This is a genomic window from Bradyrhizobium sp. Mp27 (assembly GCF_029953005.1).
GTDB lineage: Bacteria > Pseudomonadota > Alphaproteobacteria > Rhizobiales > Xanthobacteraceae > Bradyrhizobium > Bradyrhizobium barranii.
Genome location: NZ_JASAUS010000091.1, coordinates 1 through 16,036 on the forward strand (window position 1 = coordinate 1; position 16,036 = coordinate 16,036).

The 16,036-nt window shown below is 63.0% G+C and carries 11 protein-coding genes and 2 pseudogenes; 11 read left to right on the forward strand and 2 right to left on the reverse strand.

The genetic code is table 11. The features are described 5' to 3' along the window. Positions 1–348 precede the first annotated feature (348 nt). The 4 genes and pseudogenes from QJT78_RS33235 to QJT78_RS33250 all read left to right on the forward strand — a co-directional run bounded on the left by QJT78_RS33235 (position 349) and on the right by QJT78_RS33250 (position 6,681). Positions 349–1,993 (forward strand): annotated as a pseudogene (locus QJT78_RS33235) (arylsulfatase). Positions 1,994–2,224: 231 nt separating this feature from the next. Further along, the gene (locus tag QJT78_RS33240) at positions 2,225–3,946 is read left to right on the forward strand and encodes an arylsulfatase (protein ID WP_049807813.1); all 1,722 of its coding nucleotides are present in this window, start codon (positions 2,225–2,227) and stop codon (positions 3,944–3,946) included. Between the two features lie 81 nt (positions 3,947–4,027). After that, positions 4,028–5,065, forward strand: coding sequence for an HAD family hydrolase (locus QJT78_RS33245; protein ID WP_038944184.1), 1,038 nt, complete (start codon positions 4,028–4,030; stop codon positions 5,063–5,065). A 470-nt stretch (positions 5,066–5,535) separates the two neighbouring features. Beyond that, entirely contained in the window at positions 5,536–6,681 is a 1,146-nt protein-coding gene (locus tag QJT78_RS33250; RefSeq protein WP_244433237.1) for a transporter, read from the forward strand. Positions 6,682–6,745: 64 nt separating this feature from the next. Here QJT78_RS33250 and QJT78_RS33255 read toward each other — a convergent pair whose 3' ends face one another. Next, the gene (locus QJT78_RS33255; protein ID WP_038944186.1) at positions 6,746–7,750 is read right to left on the reverse strand and encodes an ATP-binding protein; all 1,005 of its coding nucleotides are present in this window, start codon (positions 7,748–7,750) and stop codon (positions 6,746–6,748) included. Between the two features lie 181 nt (positions 7,751–7,931). Between QJT78_RS33255 and yajC the strand changes: the two genes are divergently transcribed. Genes yajC through QJT78_RS33285 form a run of 6 tightly spaced genes read left to right on the forward strand, consistent with a single transcriptional unit; the run spans position 7,932 to position 13,583 of the window. Next, positions 7,932–8,306 carry a preprotein translocase subunit YajC gene (gene yajC, locus QJT78_RS33260; protein WP_028152339.1) on the forward strand — a complete coding sequence of 125 codons (375 nt, stop codon included), beginning with the start codon at positions 7,932–7,934 and terminating at the stop codon, positions 8,304–8,306. Positions 8,307–8,353: 47 nt separating this feature from the next. Continuing rightward, complete coding sequence (gene secD / locus QJT78_RS33265; protein WP_028152340.1) at positions 8,354–9,958, forward strand: protein translocase subunit SecD; 1,605 nt, start codon at positions 8,354–8,356, stop codon at positions 9,956–9,958. Positions 9,959–9,969: 11 nt separating this feature from the next. Beyond that, positions 9,970–10,989, forward strand: coding sequence for a protein translocase subunit SecF (gene secF, locus QJT78_RS33270; RefSeq protein ID WP_028152341.1), 1,020 nt, complete (start codon positions 9,970–9,972; stop codon positions 10,987–10,989). A 60-nt stretch (positions 10,990–11,049) separates the two neighbouring features. After that, complete coding sequence (locus QJT78_RS33275) at positions 11,050–11,433, forward strand: MTH938/NDUFAF3 family protein (RefSeq protein ID WP_028152342.1); 384 nt, start codon at positions 11,050–11,052, stop codon at positions 11,431–11,433. Beyond that, entirely contained in the window at positions 11,430–12,293 is an 864-nt protein-coding gene (locus QJT78_RS33280) for a phytoene/squalene synthase family protein (protein WP_028152343.1), read from the forward strand. The genes QJT78_RS33275 and QJT78_RS33280 overlap by 4 nt, the downstream gene beginning before the upstream one ends. A 45-nt stretch (positions 12,294–12,338) precedes the next feature. Beyond that, entirely contained in the window at positions 12,339–13,583 is a 1,245-nt protein-coding gene (locus QJT78_RS33285; RefSeq protein ID WP_038944187.1) for a threonine ammonia-lyase, read from the forward strand. A gap of 11 nt (positions 13,584–13,594) precedes the next feature. Here the strand turns inward: QJT78_RS33285 and QJT78_RS33290 are convergent. After that, positions 13,595–14,771 (reverse strand): annotated as a pseudogene (locus QJT78_RS33290) (aminotransferase class V-fold PLP-dependent enzyme). A 202-nt stretch (positions 14,772–14,973) separates the two neighbouring features. On the opposite strand from QJT78_RS33290, the gene QJT78_RS33295 reads away from it, so the two are divergent. Beyond that, positions 14,974–15,930, forward strand: coding sequence for a LysR family transcriptional regulator (locus tag QJT78_RS33295; RefSeq protein WP_240537675.1), 957 nt, complete (start codon positions 14,974–14,976; stop codon positions 15,928–15,930). Positions 15,931–16,036: the final 106 nt, after the last annotated feature.

A 16,036-nucleotide genomic window follows, 5' to 3' on the forward strand; every position in this document is an offset into this window, starting at 1 on the left:
GAACTCGAGAGCTATATTGCGTACCCGCCGCTGCAGGACCCGGCGAGCTACAACCTCGACCAGGTGATGCAGCAGATCAAGCAGGCCAAGACTGCCGGTCGCAGCGATTAGCTGCGTGCGACGAGCGTGATCCGACGAAGCGGGCGCCCGACGGGGCGCCCGCCAACGGAATGGCAAGCAAGTGATCAAGTAGGCCGCGCCGGGCCAATAGACACCTCCACAAGCGACGTCGGCTTCCGATGCATCAAGCGAACAGAGCCAATTGCATAACAACAGGAGGAGCACGTCATGAGTAGCAAGCGTCCGCCAGAAGAATCCCACGACGTTGCGCCGCAATCCGGCCGTGGAATGAAACGCCGCGATCTGCTGCTGAGCGGCAGTTCGCTTGTGGCCGCTTCGGCGCTCTCGGCCGTCGGGCTGACAACGCCGGCACAAGCGCAGCAGCCGGCTCCAGCGCCCGCAACGGGGGGACAACGGCCGAACATCGTCTTCATCATGGGCGACGACATCGGCTGGTTCAATATAGGTGCCTATCACCAGGGGATCATGGCGAGCCGGACGCCAAACCTCGACAAGCTCGCCGCAGAAGGCATGCGCTTCACCGACTATTACGCCGAGGCGAGTTGTACGGCGGGCCGCGCCAATTTCATCACAGGCGAACTGCCAATCCGCACCGGGCTCACCACGATCGGCCAGGCTGGCTCCCCGATCGGAATGCCTGCGCAGGCACCGACGATCGCGACCGCACTGAAATCCATGGGGTACGCCACGGGGCAGTTCGGCAAGAACCACCTCGGCGACCTCAACGAATTCCTGCCGACCGTGCACGGCTTCGACGAGTTCTTCGGCTATCTGTACCACCTCGACGCCATGGAAGACCCGGCCCACCGCAACTACCCGCAAGCGCTACTGGCCACCGTCGGTCCGCGCAACATGGTTCATTCCTGGGCGACCGACGTCGACGATCCGACGGTGCAGACGCGCTGGGGCAAGATCGGCAAGCAAAAGATCGAGGATTCCGGACCGCTTTATCCAAAGCGGATGGAGACGGTGGATGACGAAATCCTGAAGATCACGTTCGACTTCATCGACAAGGCCAAGCGGGACAACAAGCCGTTCTTCGTCTGGCTCAACCCGACGCGCATGCACGTCGTCACGCACCTCTCCGAGAAGTACGAGAACATGCGCAACTCCGAAAACGGCTGGTCGGTTTCCGAGGGCGGGTTTGCCCAGCTGGACGATATCGTCGGCGCCGTCATGAAGAAGCTCAAGGACGAGGGCTTCGACGACAACACGATCGTCGCGTTCACAACCGACAATGGGGCGGAGAACTTCACCTGGCCTGATGGCGGACAGACGCCATTTGCAGGCGGCAAGGGAACGGCCATGGAAGGCGGTTTCCGCGTGCCCTGCATGATCCGCTGGCCGGGCAAGGTGCCGGCGGGAAAGGTCGAGAACGGCATTATCTCCGGACTCGACTGGTTCCCGACCTTCGTCGCCGCAGCGGGCAATCCGAATATTGCCGACGAGTTGAGGAAAGGAAAGCAATCGCCGGCAAGACCTACAAGGTCTACCTCGACGGATACAACCAGATGGACCTGATTACCGAAAAGGCCCGTCTGCCCGCCACTCGGTCTTCTATTTCACCGAGGGTACACTGAGCGCGGTGCGCATCGACGACTTCAAATATCGCTTCACCGATCAGCCGAGCGGCTGGCTGGGCGGCACGGTCAAGGTTGATTGGCCGATCCTCACCAACATTCGGCTTGATCCGTTCGAACGCACCGGCCTGCCAAGCGGCGATAAGGGATCGTTGGCATACTACAACTGGTTTGTCTTCGAGTTCTGGCGCTTCCAGTTCGTGCAGCAGGAGGTCGGCAAGCTCGCCCAGACGGCGATCGAGTTCCCGCCGATGCAGAAGGGGGCGAGCTTCAACCTGGAAGCGGTCAAGGAGCAGATCGAAAAGGCCATGCAGTCGCAGGCTGGCAAATAGCAAATAAATGTGCGGTGAGCGGGCGCTCCGCGTCGGAGCGCCCGCCAACGGAATAGCGAGCAAGTGATCAAGCAGGCCGCGCCGGGCCAGTAGACACCTCCACAAGCGACGTCGGCTTCCGATGCATCAAGCGAACAGAGCCAATTGCATCACGACAGAGAGGAGCACGTCATGAATAGCAAGCTTCCGCCAGAAGAATCCCACGACGTTGCGCCGCAATCGGGCGGCGGAATGAAACGCCGCGATCTGCTGCTGAGCGGCAGTTCGCTCGTCGCCGCTTCGGCGCTCTCGGCTGTCGGGCTGACAACCACAGCGCAAGCACAACAGCAACCGGCCGCACCCGCTGCGGCCGGACGACGGCCGAACATCCTCGTCATTATGGGTGACGATGTCGGCTGGTTCAACATCGGCGCCTACCATCGGGGAATCATGTCGGGGAAAACGCCGAACCTCGACAAGCTGGCATCTGAAGGCATGATGTTCACGGACTATTACGCCGAAGCCAGCTGTACGGCGGGCCGGGCGAACTTCATCACCGGCGAGCTGCCGATCCGCACCGGGCTGACGACCGTGGGCCAGGCCGGTGCCGACGTCGGCATCCCGGCTCAGGCCGCGACGCTCGCCACTGCCTTGAAGGAACAAGGCTATGCCACCGGGCAGTTCGGCAAAAACCACCTCGGTGATCTCAACAAGTATCTCCCCACCTTGCACGGCTTCGATGAATTCTTCGGATACCTGTACCACCTCGACGCGATGTCGGACCCGTACTGGTACTCGTTCCCCATCGACGAGAAATACTACAACACCTACGGCCCGCGCAGCGTGATCCACAGCTTTGCCACCGACACGGAGGATTCGACCGAGATGCCGCGTTGGGGCAAAATCGGCAAGCAGAGGATCATCGATGAAGGCCCTCTGCCGCCGTTCCCGGACATGTCGAACGTGCCGAACATGCACGACTTGCCGTTCCTGAAGCCAAAATACGACATGACGACCTTCGACGAGGTGTTGGTCAAGGCTTCCACCGACTTCATGTCCAAGGCCAAGAGGGAGGGCAAGCCGTTCTTCGTCTGGCACAATACCACGCGCATGCACGTCTGGACGTTTCTCTCCAAGAAGTACAGCTCGATGCAGAACAGCCAGACGAACTATGGTCTCGAGGAAGCCGGCATGACGCAGATGGATGACAGCATCGGCGCACTGATGAAGCATCTCGACGACATCGGCGAGGCCAACAACACCATCTTGATCTTCACGACCGACAACGGCGCGGAAGTATTCACGTGGCCGGATGGTGGCATGACGCCATTCAAGAACACCAAGGGCACCGTCGGGGAAGGTGGCTTCCGCGTACCGTGTATCATTCGATGGCCAGGCCAGATCAAGCCGGGCACGGTCGAGAACGGAATCTTCTCCGGCCTCGATTGGTTCCCCACTCTGATGGCCGCGGCGGGCAACCCTGATATCACCAATCAGTTGCTGAAGGGCGTGAAGCTCGGCGAGCGGACCTACAAGAATCATCTCGATGGCTACAACCAGATGGATCTCCTTACTGGTAAGGGATCATCCAAACGCCACGAGCTTTTCTATTTCGGCGGTCCAAATCTGGGCGCGGTTCGCCTGGACGACATGAAGTTCACGTTCTTCGTGCAACCCTGGGGTTGGCCGGGCGAAAAAGTCACCACGGACATGCCCATCCTGGCCAATATCCGCCAGGATCCATTCGAGAGATTGTCGATCATGCGTGGCGAGTCGCTGAACACTGGGTCCCCTGGCTATTTTAACGAGTTCTTCGCCCGTGAGTTCTGGCGCTTCGTCCTGGTGCAGCAATATGTCGAGAAGCTCGCGTTGACGGCGGTCGACTATCCGCCGATGCAGGACCCGGCTTCCTTCAACCTCGATGCCGTCAAGAAGAAGATTGAGCAGATGATCAAGCACCGCGAGGGCCAGTAGTCACTCGCAAACCTGCAAATGGGGCGCCCCGTATGGGGCGCCGCTTTGGTGCCACAACAACCTCAGTTCATTGGGGGATTCATGATGGCCTCACACTCGTCCCTTGGCATCAGCCGCCGCATCCTGCTCTCGTCCCTGGCTTTTCTTCCATTGCTCTCTGCCTCGCTTCGCTCGACCCCGGCGGGGGCTCAAGCGCAACGCGATCCACTCCCGTCCTGGAACGAGGGGGTGACCAAGGCTTCAATCCTCGACTTCGTCGCGCGTGTCACGACGCAAGGCGGGCCTGACTTCGTACCGCCCGATCAACGCATCGCGACCTTCGACAACGACGGGACGCTTTGGATCGAGCAGCCGATGTATGTGCAACTGGCCTTCGTACTCGACCGCGTAAAGGCTATGGCGCCAATGAATCCGGAATGGAAGACCAAGCAACCGTTCGCGGGGGTGCTGGACGGTGATCTGAAGGCGGTGATGGCATCCGGCGAAAAGGGATTGGTCGAACTGATTGCGGTGACGCATGCTGGCATGACCACGGCGGAGTTCGAGAAGATTGTCACGGATTGGCTCGCGACCGCGCGCGATCACCGCTTCAAGCGGCCGTATACCGAACTGGTCTATCAGCCGATGCTCGAACTGCTCGCCTATCTCCGGGCCAGCGGCTTCAAGACCTTCATTGTGTCAGGCGGCGGCATCGAATTCATGCGGCCCTGGACCGAGCGGATCTACGGAATACCGCCGGAGCAGGTTGTCGGATCGTCGATCAAGACCCGATTTGAGATCAAGGACGGTGCGCCAACGCTCTTCCGGCTGCCCGACATCAATTTTATCGACGATAAGGCCGGCAAGCCGATCGGGATCAATAGCCACATTGGCCGGCGTCCGATTGCGGCCTTCGGCAACTCCGACGGCGATCTCGAAATGCTGCAATGGGCGACGCTCGGTACCAGCGGCGCGCGGTTCGGCCTGATCGTCCACCATACCGATGCGGAGCGCGAATATGCCTACGACCGCGACTCGCATTTCGGGAAACTCGACGTCGCTCTCGATGCTGCAGCGGTGAACAGGTGGACCGTTGTGGACATGAAGAAGGACTGGAAGCGCATCTTTGCCTTCGACTGACATCCAAGGACCCATAAGTGCCATCTGGCATCCTCGAATGGGCCAGCGGCCACAGGTGCGGCGAAGACTGACGCTAGAATGACGCAGACGAGCGTGAGCTTGAGGTTCATCGTCTGGCAACTTTGCTCTTGGTCACACTCGATTACCAATAAGCATTCGTGAGGCTCAATATGCGACCTAACAACGGCTGGCATCGCGTTGCAGCAAGAGACGCCAGCGAACGGCAACGCGAGCTTGCGTTTTTTCTCACTCGTTGGTGGGGGTCCGAAAATAGAATCGGTGGCACAAACTGCATACTCAACATTTCCAGCTATGAGAGGGTTGCAGTAGGTCTGCCGTGGCGCTCGATCGGACTTGGGTTACCGAATGTGGCTCTTTGGTCGCAGCATTGATCTTTCTTGCGAGAGATCTATCCCCGTTGAATTTTACATGATGAGCCCCGATCGCCTCGGGGGTACGCTGTCGCCGGATTGTATTCGGAGGTAACACATCTTACGAGGCACGACATGACAGGGAGCATTGCACTGGCGGGGCGGAGTGAGCGATCGAAATCAGCACGTCGACGCAGACTTGGCGTTGCTGCATTCGTCTCGACGTCCGCGATCATTGGTTTTTCCCATTGTGCGTTGGCCGATGAAGGCGGCGTCAGCTTCTGGATCCCCGGCTTCTTTGGCAGCCTCGCCGCCGTGCCCTCGCAGGCGCCGGGCTGGTCGGTGACCTCGATGTATTATCACACCTCGGTTTCCGCCGGTGCCGACGTCGCGCGGGCACGAGAGATCACGATCGGTCGCATTCCCGCGAATCTGAACGTCAACGTGAATGCCAGCGTCAGAGCAAATGTGGATCTTGGCCTTGTCGCCGGGACCTACACCTTTGCGACCCCAGTGCTGGGCGCCCAGGCCTCCGCCAGCCTGATGGGAGTCTACGGGTCCAACTCGACGTCGCTGGCGGGATCGCTGGTGGGGACAGTGACGGGACCAGGCGGCGGAGTACTCCCATTCTCGCGCTCCGACAGCATCGACAGCTCGCTCATTGCGTTTGGCGATCTGCTCCCGATGTTCCAGCTGAAATGGAACGCCGGTGTTCACAACTACATGACCTACATCACCGGGGACATCCCGGTTGGGGCCTATCAGTCGGACCGTCTTGCTAATTTGGGGCTTGGGCATTGGGCGATCGACGCCGGCGGCGGCTACACCTATTTCGACCAAAAGACCGGGCATGAATTTACAGGGGTGCTCGGATTCACTTACAACTTCGTCAACCCGGCCACTCAATATCAAAGCGGCGTCGACATGCACTTCGACTGGGGCGCGTCGCAATTTCTGACCAAGCAGTGGCAGGTCGGCCTCGTGGGTTACCTCTATCAGGAGCTCGGCTGCGACAGCGGCTCTGGCGATCGCGTCGGCTGCTTCCGGTCGCGGGTGCTCAGCGTCGGACCGCAGGTTGGCTACATTTTCCCGGTCGGAGACATGCAGGGATATCTGAACCTGAAGGCCTACGGCGAATTCGCCAATGAAAATCGGCCAGCGGGCTGGAACGTCTGGCTGACATTCAATCTTTCGCCCGCGGCGGCAACGCCGCCGACACCCTCGAGGCGCATTTTTACTAAGTAGGATCAGCGATTCCCCTACGGCAAATCGGGGGAAAGGCAGCCGTAACTGGGTGGCGATCCGACCGCTAATTCACCGTCAGCTTCACGCCGAGCCGCCCCGCAAGCTCCTGCACGAACTGCCAGGCGACGCGGCCCGAGCGGGAGCCGCGCGTGGTCGACCATTCCAGCGCCTCGCGCTCCAGCGCCTCGTCGTCGACCTCAATGCCGAAATGGCTGCAATAGCCCCGCACCATGGCGAGATACTCGTCCTGGCTGCAGCGGTGGAAGCCGAGCCACAGTCCGAAGCGATCCGACAACGAGACCTTCTCCTCGACCGCTTCGCCGGGATTGATCGCGGTCGAACGCTCGTTCTCGATCATCTCGCGCGCCAGCAGATGACGGCGGTTGGAGGTGGCGTAGAGGATGACGTTCTCGGGGCGGCCCTCGATGCCGCCTTCGAGCACCGCCTTGAGCGACTTGTAGGACGCATCATTGCCGTCGAAGGACAGGTCGTCGCAGAACACGATGAAGCGGAAGGACGAGGCGCGAAGCTGTTCCATCAGCTCGGGCAGGCTCTCGATGTCCTCGCGGTGGATCTCGATCAGCTTCAGCTTGTCGGAGGGCTTGCGTTCCGCGTTGATGCTGGCATGAGCCGCCTTCACCAGCGACGACTTGCCCATGCCGCGCGCGCCCCAGAGCAGGGCATTGTTGGCCGGCAGGCCGTTGGCGAAACGCTCGGTGTTCTCCATCAGGATGTCGCGCATCCGGTCGACGCCCTTCAGCAGGAACAGCTCGACGCGGCTGACCCGCGGCACCGCACCGAGGCGGCCGTCGGGGTGCCAGACATAGGCGTCCGCCCGCTCGAACGATTCGCGTTCGACGACCGGCTTGCCCTGGGCGGCGAGGTGCGCCGCGATCGTCTCCAGCGCGCGGACGATACGATCCTGGGAGAGGTCCGGGGCTGCCTTGGCGACTGCCTTGTCAACTGCCTTGGGGGTTGCCTTGGGACGTTTTGCCGCGACGCGGGCTGGCATCCTGGCAGGGGTACGGGGGCCTTTGCCGGCCGGGCTTTTGCTTGGTTTTTTGGGCATGTCCGAAGTTCCTGAGAATGCAGCCTTATCGGGCCTGAGGGCGCGCCGCAAGATGGCCAAATCGACGGTCTGGCAGCGTTGCAATTGGGGCAATGGCCGCTATAGTCCGCGCGAATTTGACCGAACCAGTCGCCTTTGAGGGCCTGACCGGTTTTCCCCCGTTTCCACGAGGATCGTCCGAATGTTCATTACCCCTGCGTTTGCCCAGGCCGCGGGCGCCGGCGACACCAACAGCATGTTGATGTCGCTGCTGCCGTTCGCCCTGATCTTCGTGATCATGTACTTCCTGATTCTGCGCCCGCAGCAGAAGAAGGTGCGCGACCACGCCGACCTCGTGAAGAACATCCGCCGCGGCGACACCGTCGTGACCTCGGGCGGCCTCGTCGGCAAGGTCACCAAGGTCGTCGACGACGACCAGATCGAGTTCGAGATTTCCGACGGCGTGCGCGTGCGGCAGATGCGCCAGATGATCTCGGGCGTGCGCGCGAAGGGCGAGCCGGCCAAGGAATCCAAGGATAGCAAGGAAGCCGCCAAGGACGACGCCGCGTCGAAGTGAGCGCTTCCGCGAGCATCTCAAGTCTCCCGATCTGACAGGTCCAGTCGATGTTGTATTTCACGCGGTGGAAGGCGCTCGGGATTATCCTGACGGCGCTGATCGTGTGCCTCTGCGCGGTGCCGAACTTCTTCCCCGAAGCGCAGGTCAAGACCTGGCCCGCCTGGGCTCAGCGTCGGCTCGTGCTCGGCCTCGACCTCCAGGGCGGCTCCTATCTGCTGCTCGAGGTTGATTCCAGCTATGTGAAGAAGGAGAGGCTGGACCAGGTCCGCGACGACGTCCGCCGGACGCTGCGCGATGCCAAGATCGGATTCACCGGCGGCGTGACCGTGCGCAACGACGCGGCCGAGGTTCGCATCACCAAGGAATCCGACGTGCAGCCGGCGCTCGCCAAGCTGCGCGAGCTGTCCCAGCCGCTGGGCGGACTGATGGGGTCCAGCGGTCAGCGCGACCTCGAGGTGACCGACGCCGGCGGCGGCGTGATCCGCCTGACGATTCCGCAGGCTGCGATGCTCGACCGCATGCGCAAGACCATCGAGCAGTCGATCCAGATCGTCGAGCGCCGCGTCAACGAGCTCGGCACCGTCGAACCGGTCATCCAGCGCCAGGGCAACGACCGCATTCTGGTGCAGGTCCCCGGCCTCCAGGACCCGACCCGCCTGAAGGAATTGCTGGGCAAGACCGCGAAGATGGAATTCCGCATGGTCGATGCGTCCGTGCCGCCGGATCAGGCGCAGCAGGGGCGGTTGCCGCCGGAATCCGAGCTGCTGATGAGCGCCTCGCCGCCGCCCACGCCCTATGTGGTCAAGAAGCAGGTGCTGGTCGCCGGTGGCGACCTGACCGACGCCCAGGCGAGCTTCGACCAGCGCACGGGTGAGCCGGTCGTCAGCTTCAAGTTCAACACCTCGGGCGCGCGCAAGTTTGCGCAGGCCACGCAGGAGAACGTCGGGCTGCCCTTCGCGATCGTGCTCGACAACAAGGTGATCTCGGCGCCCGTCATCCGCGAGCCCATCACCGGTGGCCAGGGCCAGATCTCCGGCAATTTCACGGTGCAATCGGCCAACGATCTCGCGATTCTGCTGCGCGCCGGCGCGCTGCCGGCGCCGCTCACGGTGGTCGAGGAGCGCACCGTCGGTCCGGGCCTCGGCCAGGATTCGATCGAGAAGGGCGAGCTTGCGGCCTATGTCGGCTCGATCCTCGTCATCATCTTCATGCTGCTGACCTACCGGCTGTTCGGCGTGTTCGCGAACATCGCGGTCGCCATCAACGTCGCCATGATCTTCGGCCTGTTGTCGCTGCTCAACGCCACGCTGACGCTGCCCGGCATCGCCGGCATCGTGCTCACCGTCGGCATCGCGGTCGACTCCAACGTGCTGATCTACGAGCGCATCCGTGAGGAGCTGCGGGGTGGCCGCAATGCGATTTCGGCGATCGACGCCGGCTTCAAGCGGGCGCTTGCGACCATCCTCGATTCCAACATCACCACCTTCATTGCCGCCGCCGTGCTGTTCTACATCGGCACCGGCCCGGTGCGCGGCTTTGCCGTGACGCTCGGCATCGGCATCATCACCACGGTGTTCACCGCCTTCACGCTGACCCGGCTGATCGTAGCCTGGTGGGTGCGGTGGAAGCGGCCGCAGAGCGTGCCGATCTAGGAGCTAAGACCGTGACTCACTACGTTCTCATCGGGCTTGGCATTCTCATTGCCGTTCTCACCGTGGTCGCAGCGCTCGGGCTGCTGCCGTCGCTGCGCATCGTCCCGGACGATACGCATTTCGACTTCACGCGCTTCCGCCGGATCAGCTTCCCGATCTCGGCGGCGCTGTCGATCGTCGCGATCACGCTGTTCTTCACCCATGGCCTGAATTTCGGCATCGACTTCCGCGGCGGCACGCTGCTGGAAGTGCAGGCCAAGTCCGGCGCCGCCGACATCGCCGCGATGCGCACGACGCTCGATGCCTTGCATCTCGGCGAAGTCCAGCTGCAGCAGTTCGGCGGCCCCGAGAACGTCCTGATCCGCGTCGCGGAGCAGCCGGGCGGCGACGCCGCCCAGCAGGAAGCCGTGCAGAAGGTGCGCGGTGCGCTCGGCGATTCCGTCGAATATCGCCGCGTCGAGGTGGTGGGACCGCGCGTGTCCGGCGAGTTGCTGGCCTACGGCATGCTCGGCCTGATGCTCGCGATCGTCTCGATCCTGATCTACCTCTGGTTCCGCTTCGAATGGCAGTTTGCGCTCGGCGCCATGATCGCCAACGTGCACGACATCGTGCTGACGATCGGATTCATGTCGATCAGCCAGGTCGATTTCGACCTGACCAGCATCGCGGCCCTTCTGACCATCCTGGGCTATTCGCTCAACGACACCGTCGTCATCTACGACCGTATCCGCGAAATGCTGCGCCGCTACAAGAAGATGCCGATGCCGCAGCTGCTCAACGAGTCGATCAATTCGACCCTGTCGCGCTCGATCATCACCCACTTCACCGTGACGCTGGCGCTGCTGGCTCTGTTGCTGTTCGGCGGCCATGCCATCCACAGCTTCACCGCGGTGATGATGTTCGGCGTGGTGCTGGTCGGCACCTATACCTCGATCTTCATCGCGGCCCCGATCCTGATCTATCTCGGCGTCGGCGAGCATCGCGAAGATGCGCCCGATACGGCTACGCCGGCGAAGAAAAACAAGGCATGATCCGAACCGCGTGCCCTCGCAGGCGTTTGCGAGGGCAGTAAGCTCATTCGGACGAGGCACATGGCCGGCGATCCCAACGCACCGCATTTTCCCCGTTCGGCGCCGATCGAAGCCTATGGCAAGGGCGGCTTCGCCTTTGCCGGCATGTCGCATCGGGGATCGCTGCTCTGCCTGCCCGACGCGATCTGGGCCTGGGACGTGACGGACCCGACGAAGATCGACCGCTATTCGCTGGATCGCGTCTTCACGGCGGCCAACAGCATCGACACGCTTCTGATCGGCACCGGAACCGGCGTCTGGCTGCCGCCGCCTGACCTGCGGCAGGCGCTGAAGGCGGTGAGGGTGGTGCTGGATACAATGCAGACCGGTCCCGCCGTGCGCACCTACAACATCATGATCGGTGAGCGGCGCCGCGTCGCGGCCGCGCTGATCGCCGTGCCATGAGCAGCGCTGCGCCTCCGCCCGATTCCGTCGCCTTCTGCGCCGGCCTCGTGCGCAGCCATGACTTTCCGCGCTATGCCGCAACGCTGTTTGCGCCGGCCGCCGAGCGCCAGGCGCTGCTGGCGCTCTATGCCTTCAATGTCGAGATCGTCCGCGTCCGCGACCAGGTGAGCCAGCCCTTGCCCGGCGAAATCCGCCTGCAATGGTGGACCGACATGCTGTCGGGCCACGCCCACGGCAGCGCCGAGGGCAATCCGGTGGCGGCAGAGCTATTGCGTGCGATCAGCGAATTCGACCTGCCGGTCGAGCCGTTGTCGCTGCTCGCCGACGAGCATCAGTTCGATCTCTATAACGATCCGATGCCGACCATGGCGGCTCTGGAGGGCTATCTGGACGCGACCTGTTCGGCATTGTTTGGCCTCGCAGCGCGGGTCATGGCGCCACCTTCGGAGGCGGCCGAGCATGTCGCAAGGCATGCCGGGCTCGCCCAGGGCATCGCGCAGGTGATTGCGAATCTGCCGCGCGACTCGGCGCACCGGCAACTGTTCCTGCCGCAGCAGCTGCTGGCGGCCCATGGCTGCCAGATGGAGGACGTGTTCGCCGGCAAGGAGACGCCGAATCTGCATGCGGTGCTCGGCCAGCTCGTGGGCGAAGCCGAGCAGCATTTGACGACGGCCTTGTCGTTGTTGCCGGAGGTGCCGGTGCACGCACGGCCAGCGTTTCTGCTGCTGAGTCAAGTGCGGGGTGACCTCAAGCGCCTGTCGCAACCCGGGCGCAATCCGTTTGCGCCGCAGCCCCCGTCGCGGCTGCGCACGCTATGGACGCTGTGGAGGGCTTCACGTTCTCGGGAATTTACCAAATAGCGGCCGGCTTATCGCCTCGAACGGCCAAATGCTCTATGCTGTACTATGGCTGAATTGTCTGAAAATACGTCCTCCGATCTCAGCGGCTTGCCGGTCGCTCTGGGCGACATTCATGCCGCCGCCGACACCATCCGCGGCGCCGTCGTCGAGACGCCGTGTAGCTACAGCCGCACGCTGAGCAACATCTGCGGCTGCGACATCTGGCTGAAATTCGAAAACCTCCAGTTCACCTCCTCGTTCAAGGAGCGGGGTGCGCTCAACCGGCTCACTGCGCTGACGCCGGAGGAGCGTGCGCGCGGCGTCATCGCGATGTCGGCGGGCAACCACGCGCAGGGCGTCGCCTATCACGCCAAGCGGCTCGGCATTCCCGCCACCATCGTCATGCCGGTCGGCACGCCCATGGTGAAGGTCGAGAACACCAAGCACCACGGCGCCGAGGTGGTGGTGACGGGCGCGACGCTGGAGGAGGCGGCCGCGTATGCGCGCAGCCGTGGCGAGGCCCGCGGCATGATCTTCGTCCACCCCTACGACGACCCGCTCGTCATCGCGGGGCAGGGCACTGTCGGGCTCGAGATGCTGAAGGCGGTGCCGGAGCTCGATACGCTGGTGGTCCCGATCGGCGGCGGCGGCCTGATCAGCGGCATTGGCATTGCCGCGAAATCGATCAAGCCGACAGTGCGGATTCTTGGCGTCGAGGCCTGGCTCTACCCCTCGATGTACAACGCCATCCATGACGGCAATCTGCCCGCGCGCGGCGACACGCTCGCCGAAGGCATCGCGGTGAAATCGCCGGGCAAGATCACGACCGAGATCGTCCGCCGCCTCGTCGACGACATCGCGCTGGTGAACGAAGCCGAGCTCGAGCGTGCGGTCGCGACCCTGATCTCGATCGAGAAGACCGTCGTCGAGGGCGCCGGCGCCGCCGGGCTTGCCGCACTGATGTCCGATACGTCCCGCTTTGCCGGCCAGAAGGTCGGCCTGGTGCTGAGCGGCGGCAACATCGACACGCGGCTGATCGCCTCCGTTCTGACGCGCGAGCTGGCGCGCGAGGGGCGGCTGACCCAGTTGTCGCTCGATATCCCCGATCGGCCGGGGCAATTGGCTGCCGTCGCCTCACTGCTGGCCGAGGCCGGCGCCAACATCATCGAGGTCTCGCATCAGCGGACCTTCTCCGATCTGCCGGCCAAGGCGACGCTGCTTCAGCTCGTCATCGAGACCCGCAACAGTGCGCATCTGGACGAGGTCATGGCCAAGCTCGGCGCATCCGGCTTGAGCGCGCGCTGTACCTGAGCGGCACGCCGCTATCGCGGCGCCAAACCCGCGAGGTGGCCGATCAGCCGGTCGATCTCGGCTTCCGTATTGTAGTAATGCGGGGAGGCCCGCACGACCGGCGGCAGCGAGCGGATTTCGGCATCGATGCGGGTGCTCGCCGGATCTGAAGCGCCGATGGTGATGCCCGCCGCAGCGGCGCGGCTGACGATGGCGTCCGCCTCATACCCATCCATTGTGAAGCTGACGATGGCGCCCCGTGCGCGTCCGAGGTCGCGAATGGTGACGCCGCGAACGGAGGCGAGGCCGCCGCGAAGACGGTCCGCAAGCAGACGGCAGCGCTGCTCGATGGGGCCGAGGCCGATCGCGAGGGCATAATCGATGGTAGTGCCGAGGCCGAGACGTGCGGCGTAATTGTTCTCCCATGTCTCGAAACGGCGGGCATCGTCACGGAGCCGATATTCACCGCGCGAGACCCAGGGCGCGGCGAAGTGATCGATCATCGGTGGCTCGAGCCGTTGCAGCATCTCGCGGCGGACGTAGAGAAAGCCCGTGCCGCGCGGGCCGCGGAGAAATTTGCGCCCCGTCGCCGACAACATGTCACAGCCGATGGCGTCGACGTCGACCGTCATCTGGCCGAGCCTGGCAGGCGTCGAGCAGATAGGGAATCCCGTTCGCACGCGCGATCCTGCCGATTGCCGCCGCGGGATTGACCAATCCACCATTGGTCGGGACCCAGGTGATGGCGATCAGCTTCACGCGCTCGTCGATCATGCGCTCGAGCGCGTGGACGTCGAGCTCGCCGCTGGCATCGCTCGGCACGACCTCGATCATCGCGCCCGTTCGCTTGGCGACCTGAAGAAACGCGACGTAGTTGGCGGCGTATTCCGCTTCGGCGGTCAGGATCCGATCGCCCTGGCGAAACGGAAGCGCGTAGAACGCCATCTGCCAGGCAATTGTCGCGTTCTCCATGAGGGCGATCTCATCGGGGGCGGCATTCAGCAGGCGCGCTACGGAGCCATAGACCGCATCGAGCCGATCGGACTCGCGGTCGGCAGCGGCATAACCTCCGATCTCGCTCTCCAGGTCGATGTGGTCCTTCATTGCCGCGACGACGGCAGTTGGCATGAGGGCCGCGCCGGCATTGTGGAGATAAGCGAGGCGGGAGGCGGCCGGGGTGTCGGAACGTATCCGGTCGATGTCGATCAAGTGCTGGTCTCCGCCTCTGCTGTCCCGATCCCATGAATTAGGCGCGTTGACGAGCGCGAGCAAGCTTATGTGAAGCTTGGAACAAAATTGCGGATTATTGCATCGTCTTGGTATCGGATTCCAAATCGGCGGCCATTCTCCCAGGATTTTGAGAAACCCGGTGACTTCGAACGCTATATCTTCCCGGATCGGGAAACAGACCATGCAAGAGAAAACGCAATCCCGCTCAATGACCGGGACGCCCAGGACCAACATCACCCGACGGATCGACCTCACGACCCTGCGGCTGTTCATCGCCATCTGTGAGGAGGGCAATTTGACGCGCGCCTCGCAGCGCGAAGCGATCGCGCCCTCTGCTGTCAGCAAGCGCATGCATGACCTCGAGGAGGTGCTCGAGGTCGCGCTGTTCGAGCGGCATCCGAACGGCATGGCGCTGACGCCGGCCGGTGAATCGCTGCTGCATCATGCGCGCGTGACGCTGCTCAACGTCGAGAAGATCGCGGTCGACATGGCCGAGCATGCGCGCGGCGTGCGCGGGCACGTGCGGATGCTGGCCAATCTGTCGTCGATCGTCGAATTCCTTCCCGACGATCTGCCCGGCTTCTTTCGCTCCCACGAGCTGGTGCGGCTCGATCTTCAGGAGCGCCCCAGCGCCGATGTCGTTCGCGGCGTCGAGGAGGGCGTGGCCGAAATCGGCATCTGCTCGGCCGACGTGTCGACGCGCGGGCTGGAGCGGTTCTCCTATCGGCGGGACCGCCTCGTTATCGTGGTGCGATCTGATCATCCGCTTGCGTCGGCAAGAGACGTTTCGTTCGCCGACACACTCGACTACGACCATGTCGGCCTGTTTGCGACCAGCTCGATTTATCTGCGCTCGCAATACACCGCGCAGCAGATCGGCAAGTCGATCCGGTTGCGGGTCCACGTCCCGGGTTTTGATGCGGTGTGCCGGATGGTGCAGGCCGGCATGGGTATCGGCCTCATTCCCGACCGTGCGTTCGAGGTCCTCAGTCACGGCATGAACCTGACGGCCGTCGAGTTGAGCGACGACTGGGCCGATCGCGAACTGGTGCTGGTGGCCAGGGATCCCGCGGGATTGTCGGCGACGAGCCAGTTGATACTCGATCATCTGCGATTGCCCGGAACCAAACCTCACTGATGGCGCCCTTCGTGTCGTTCGTCATCCGCGAACGCGTGTTCATCAAAGGATATTGGACTTAGGGCCCTGCGCTCGGCGACACCACGATCAAAGACGATCGAGGAGC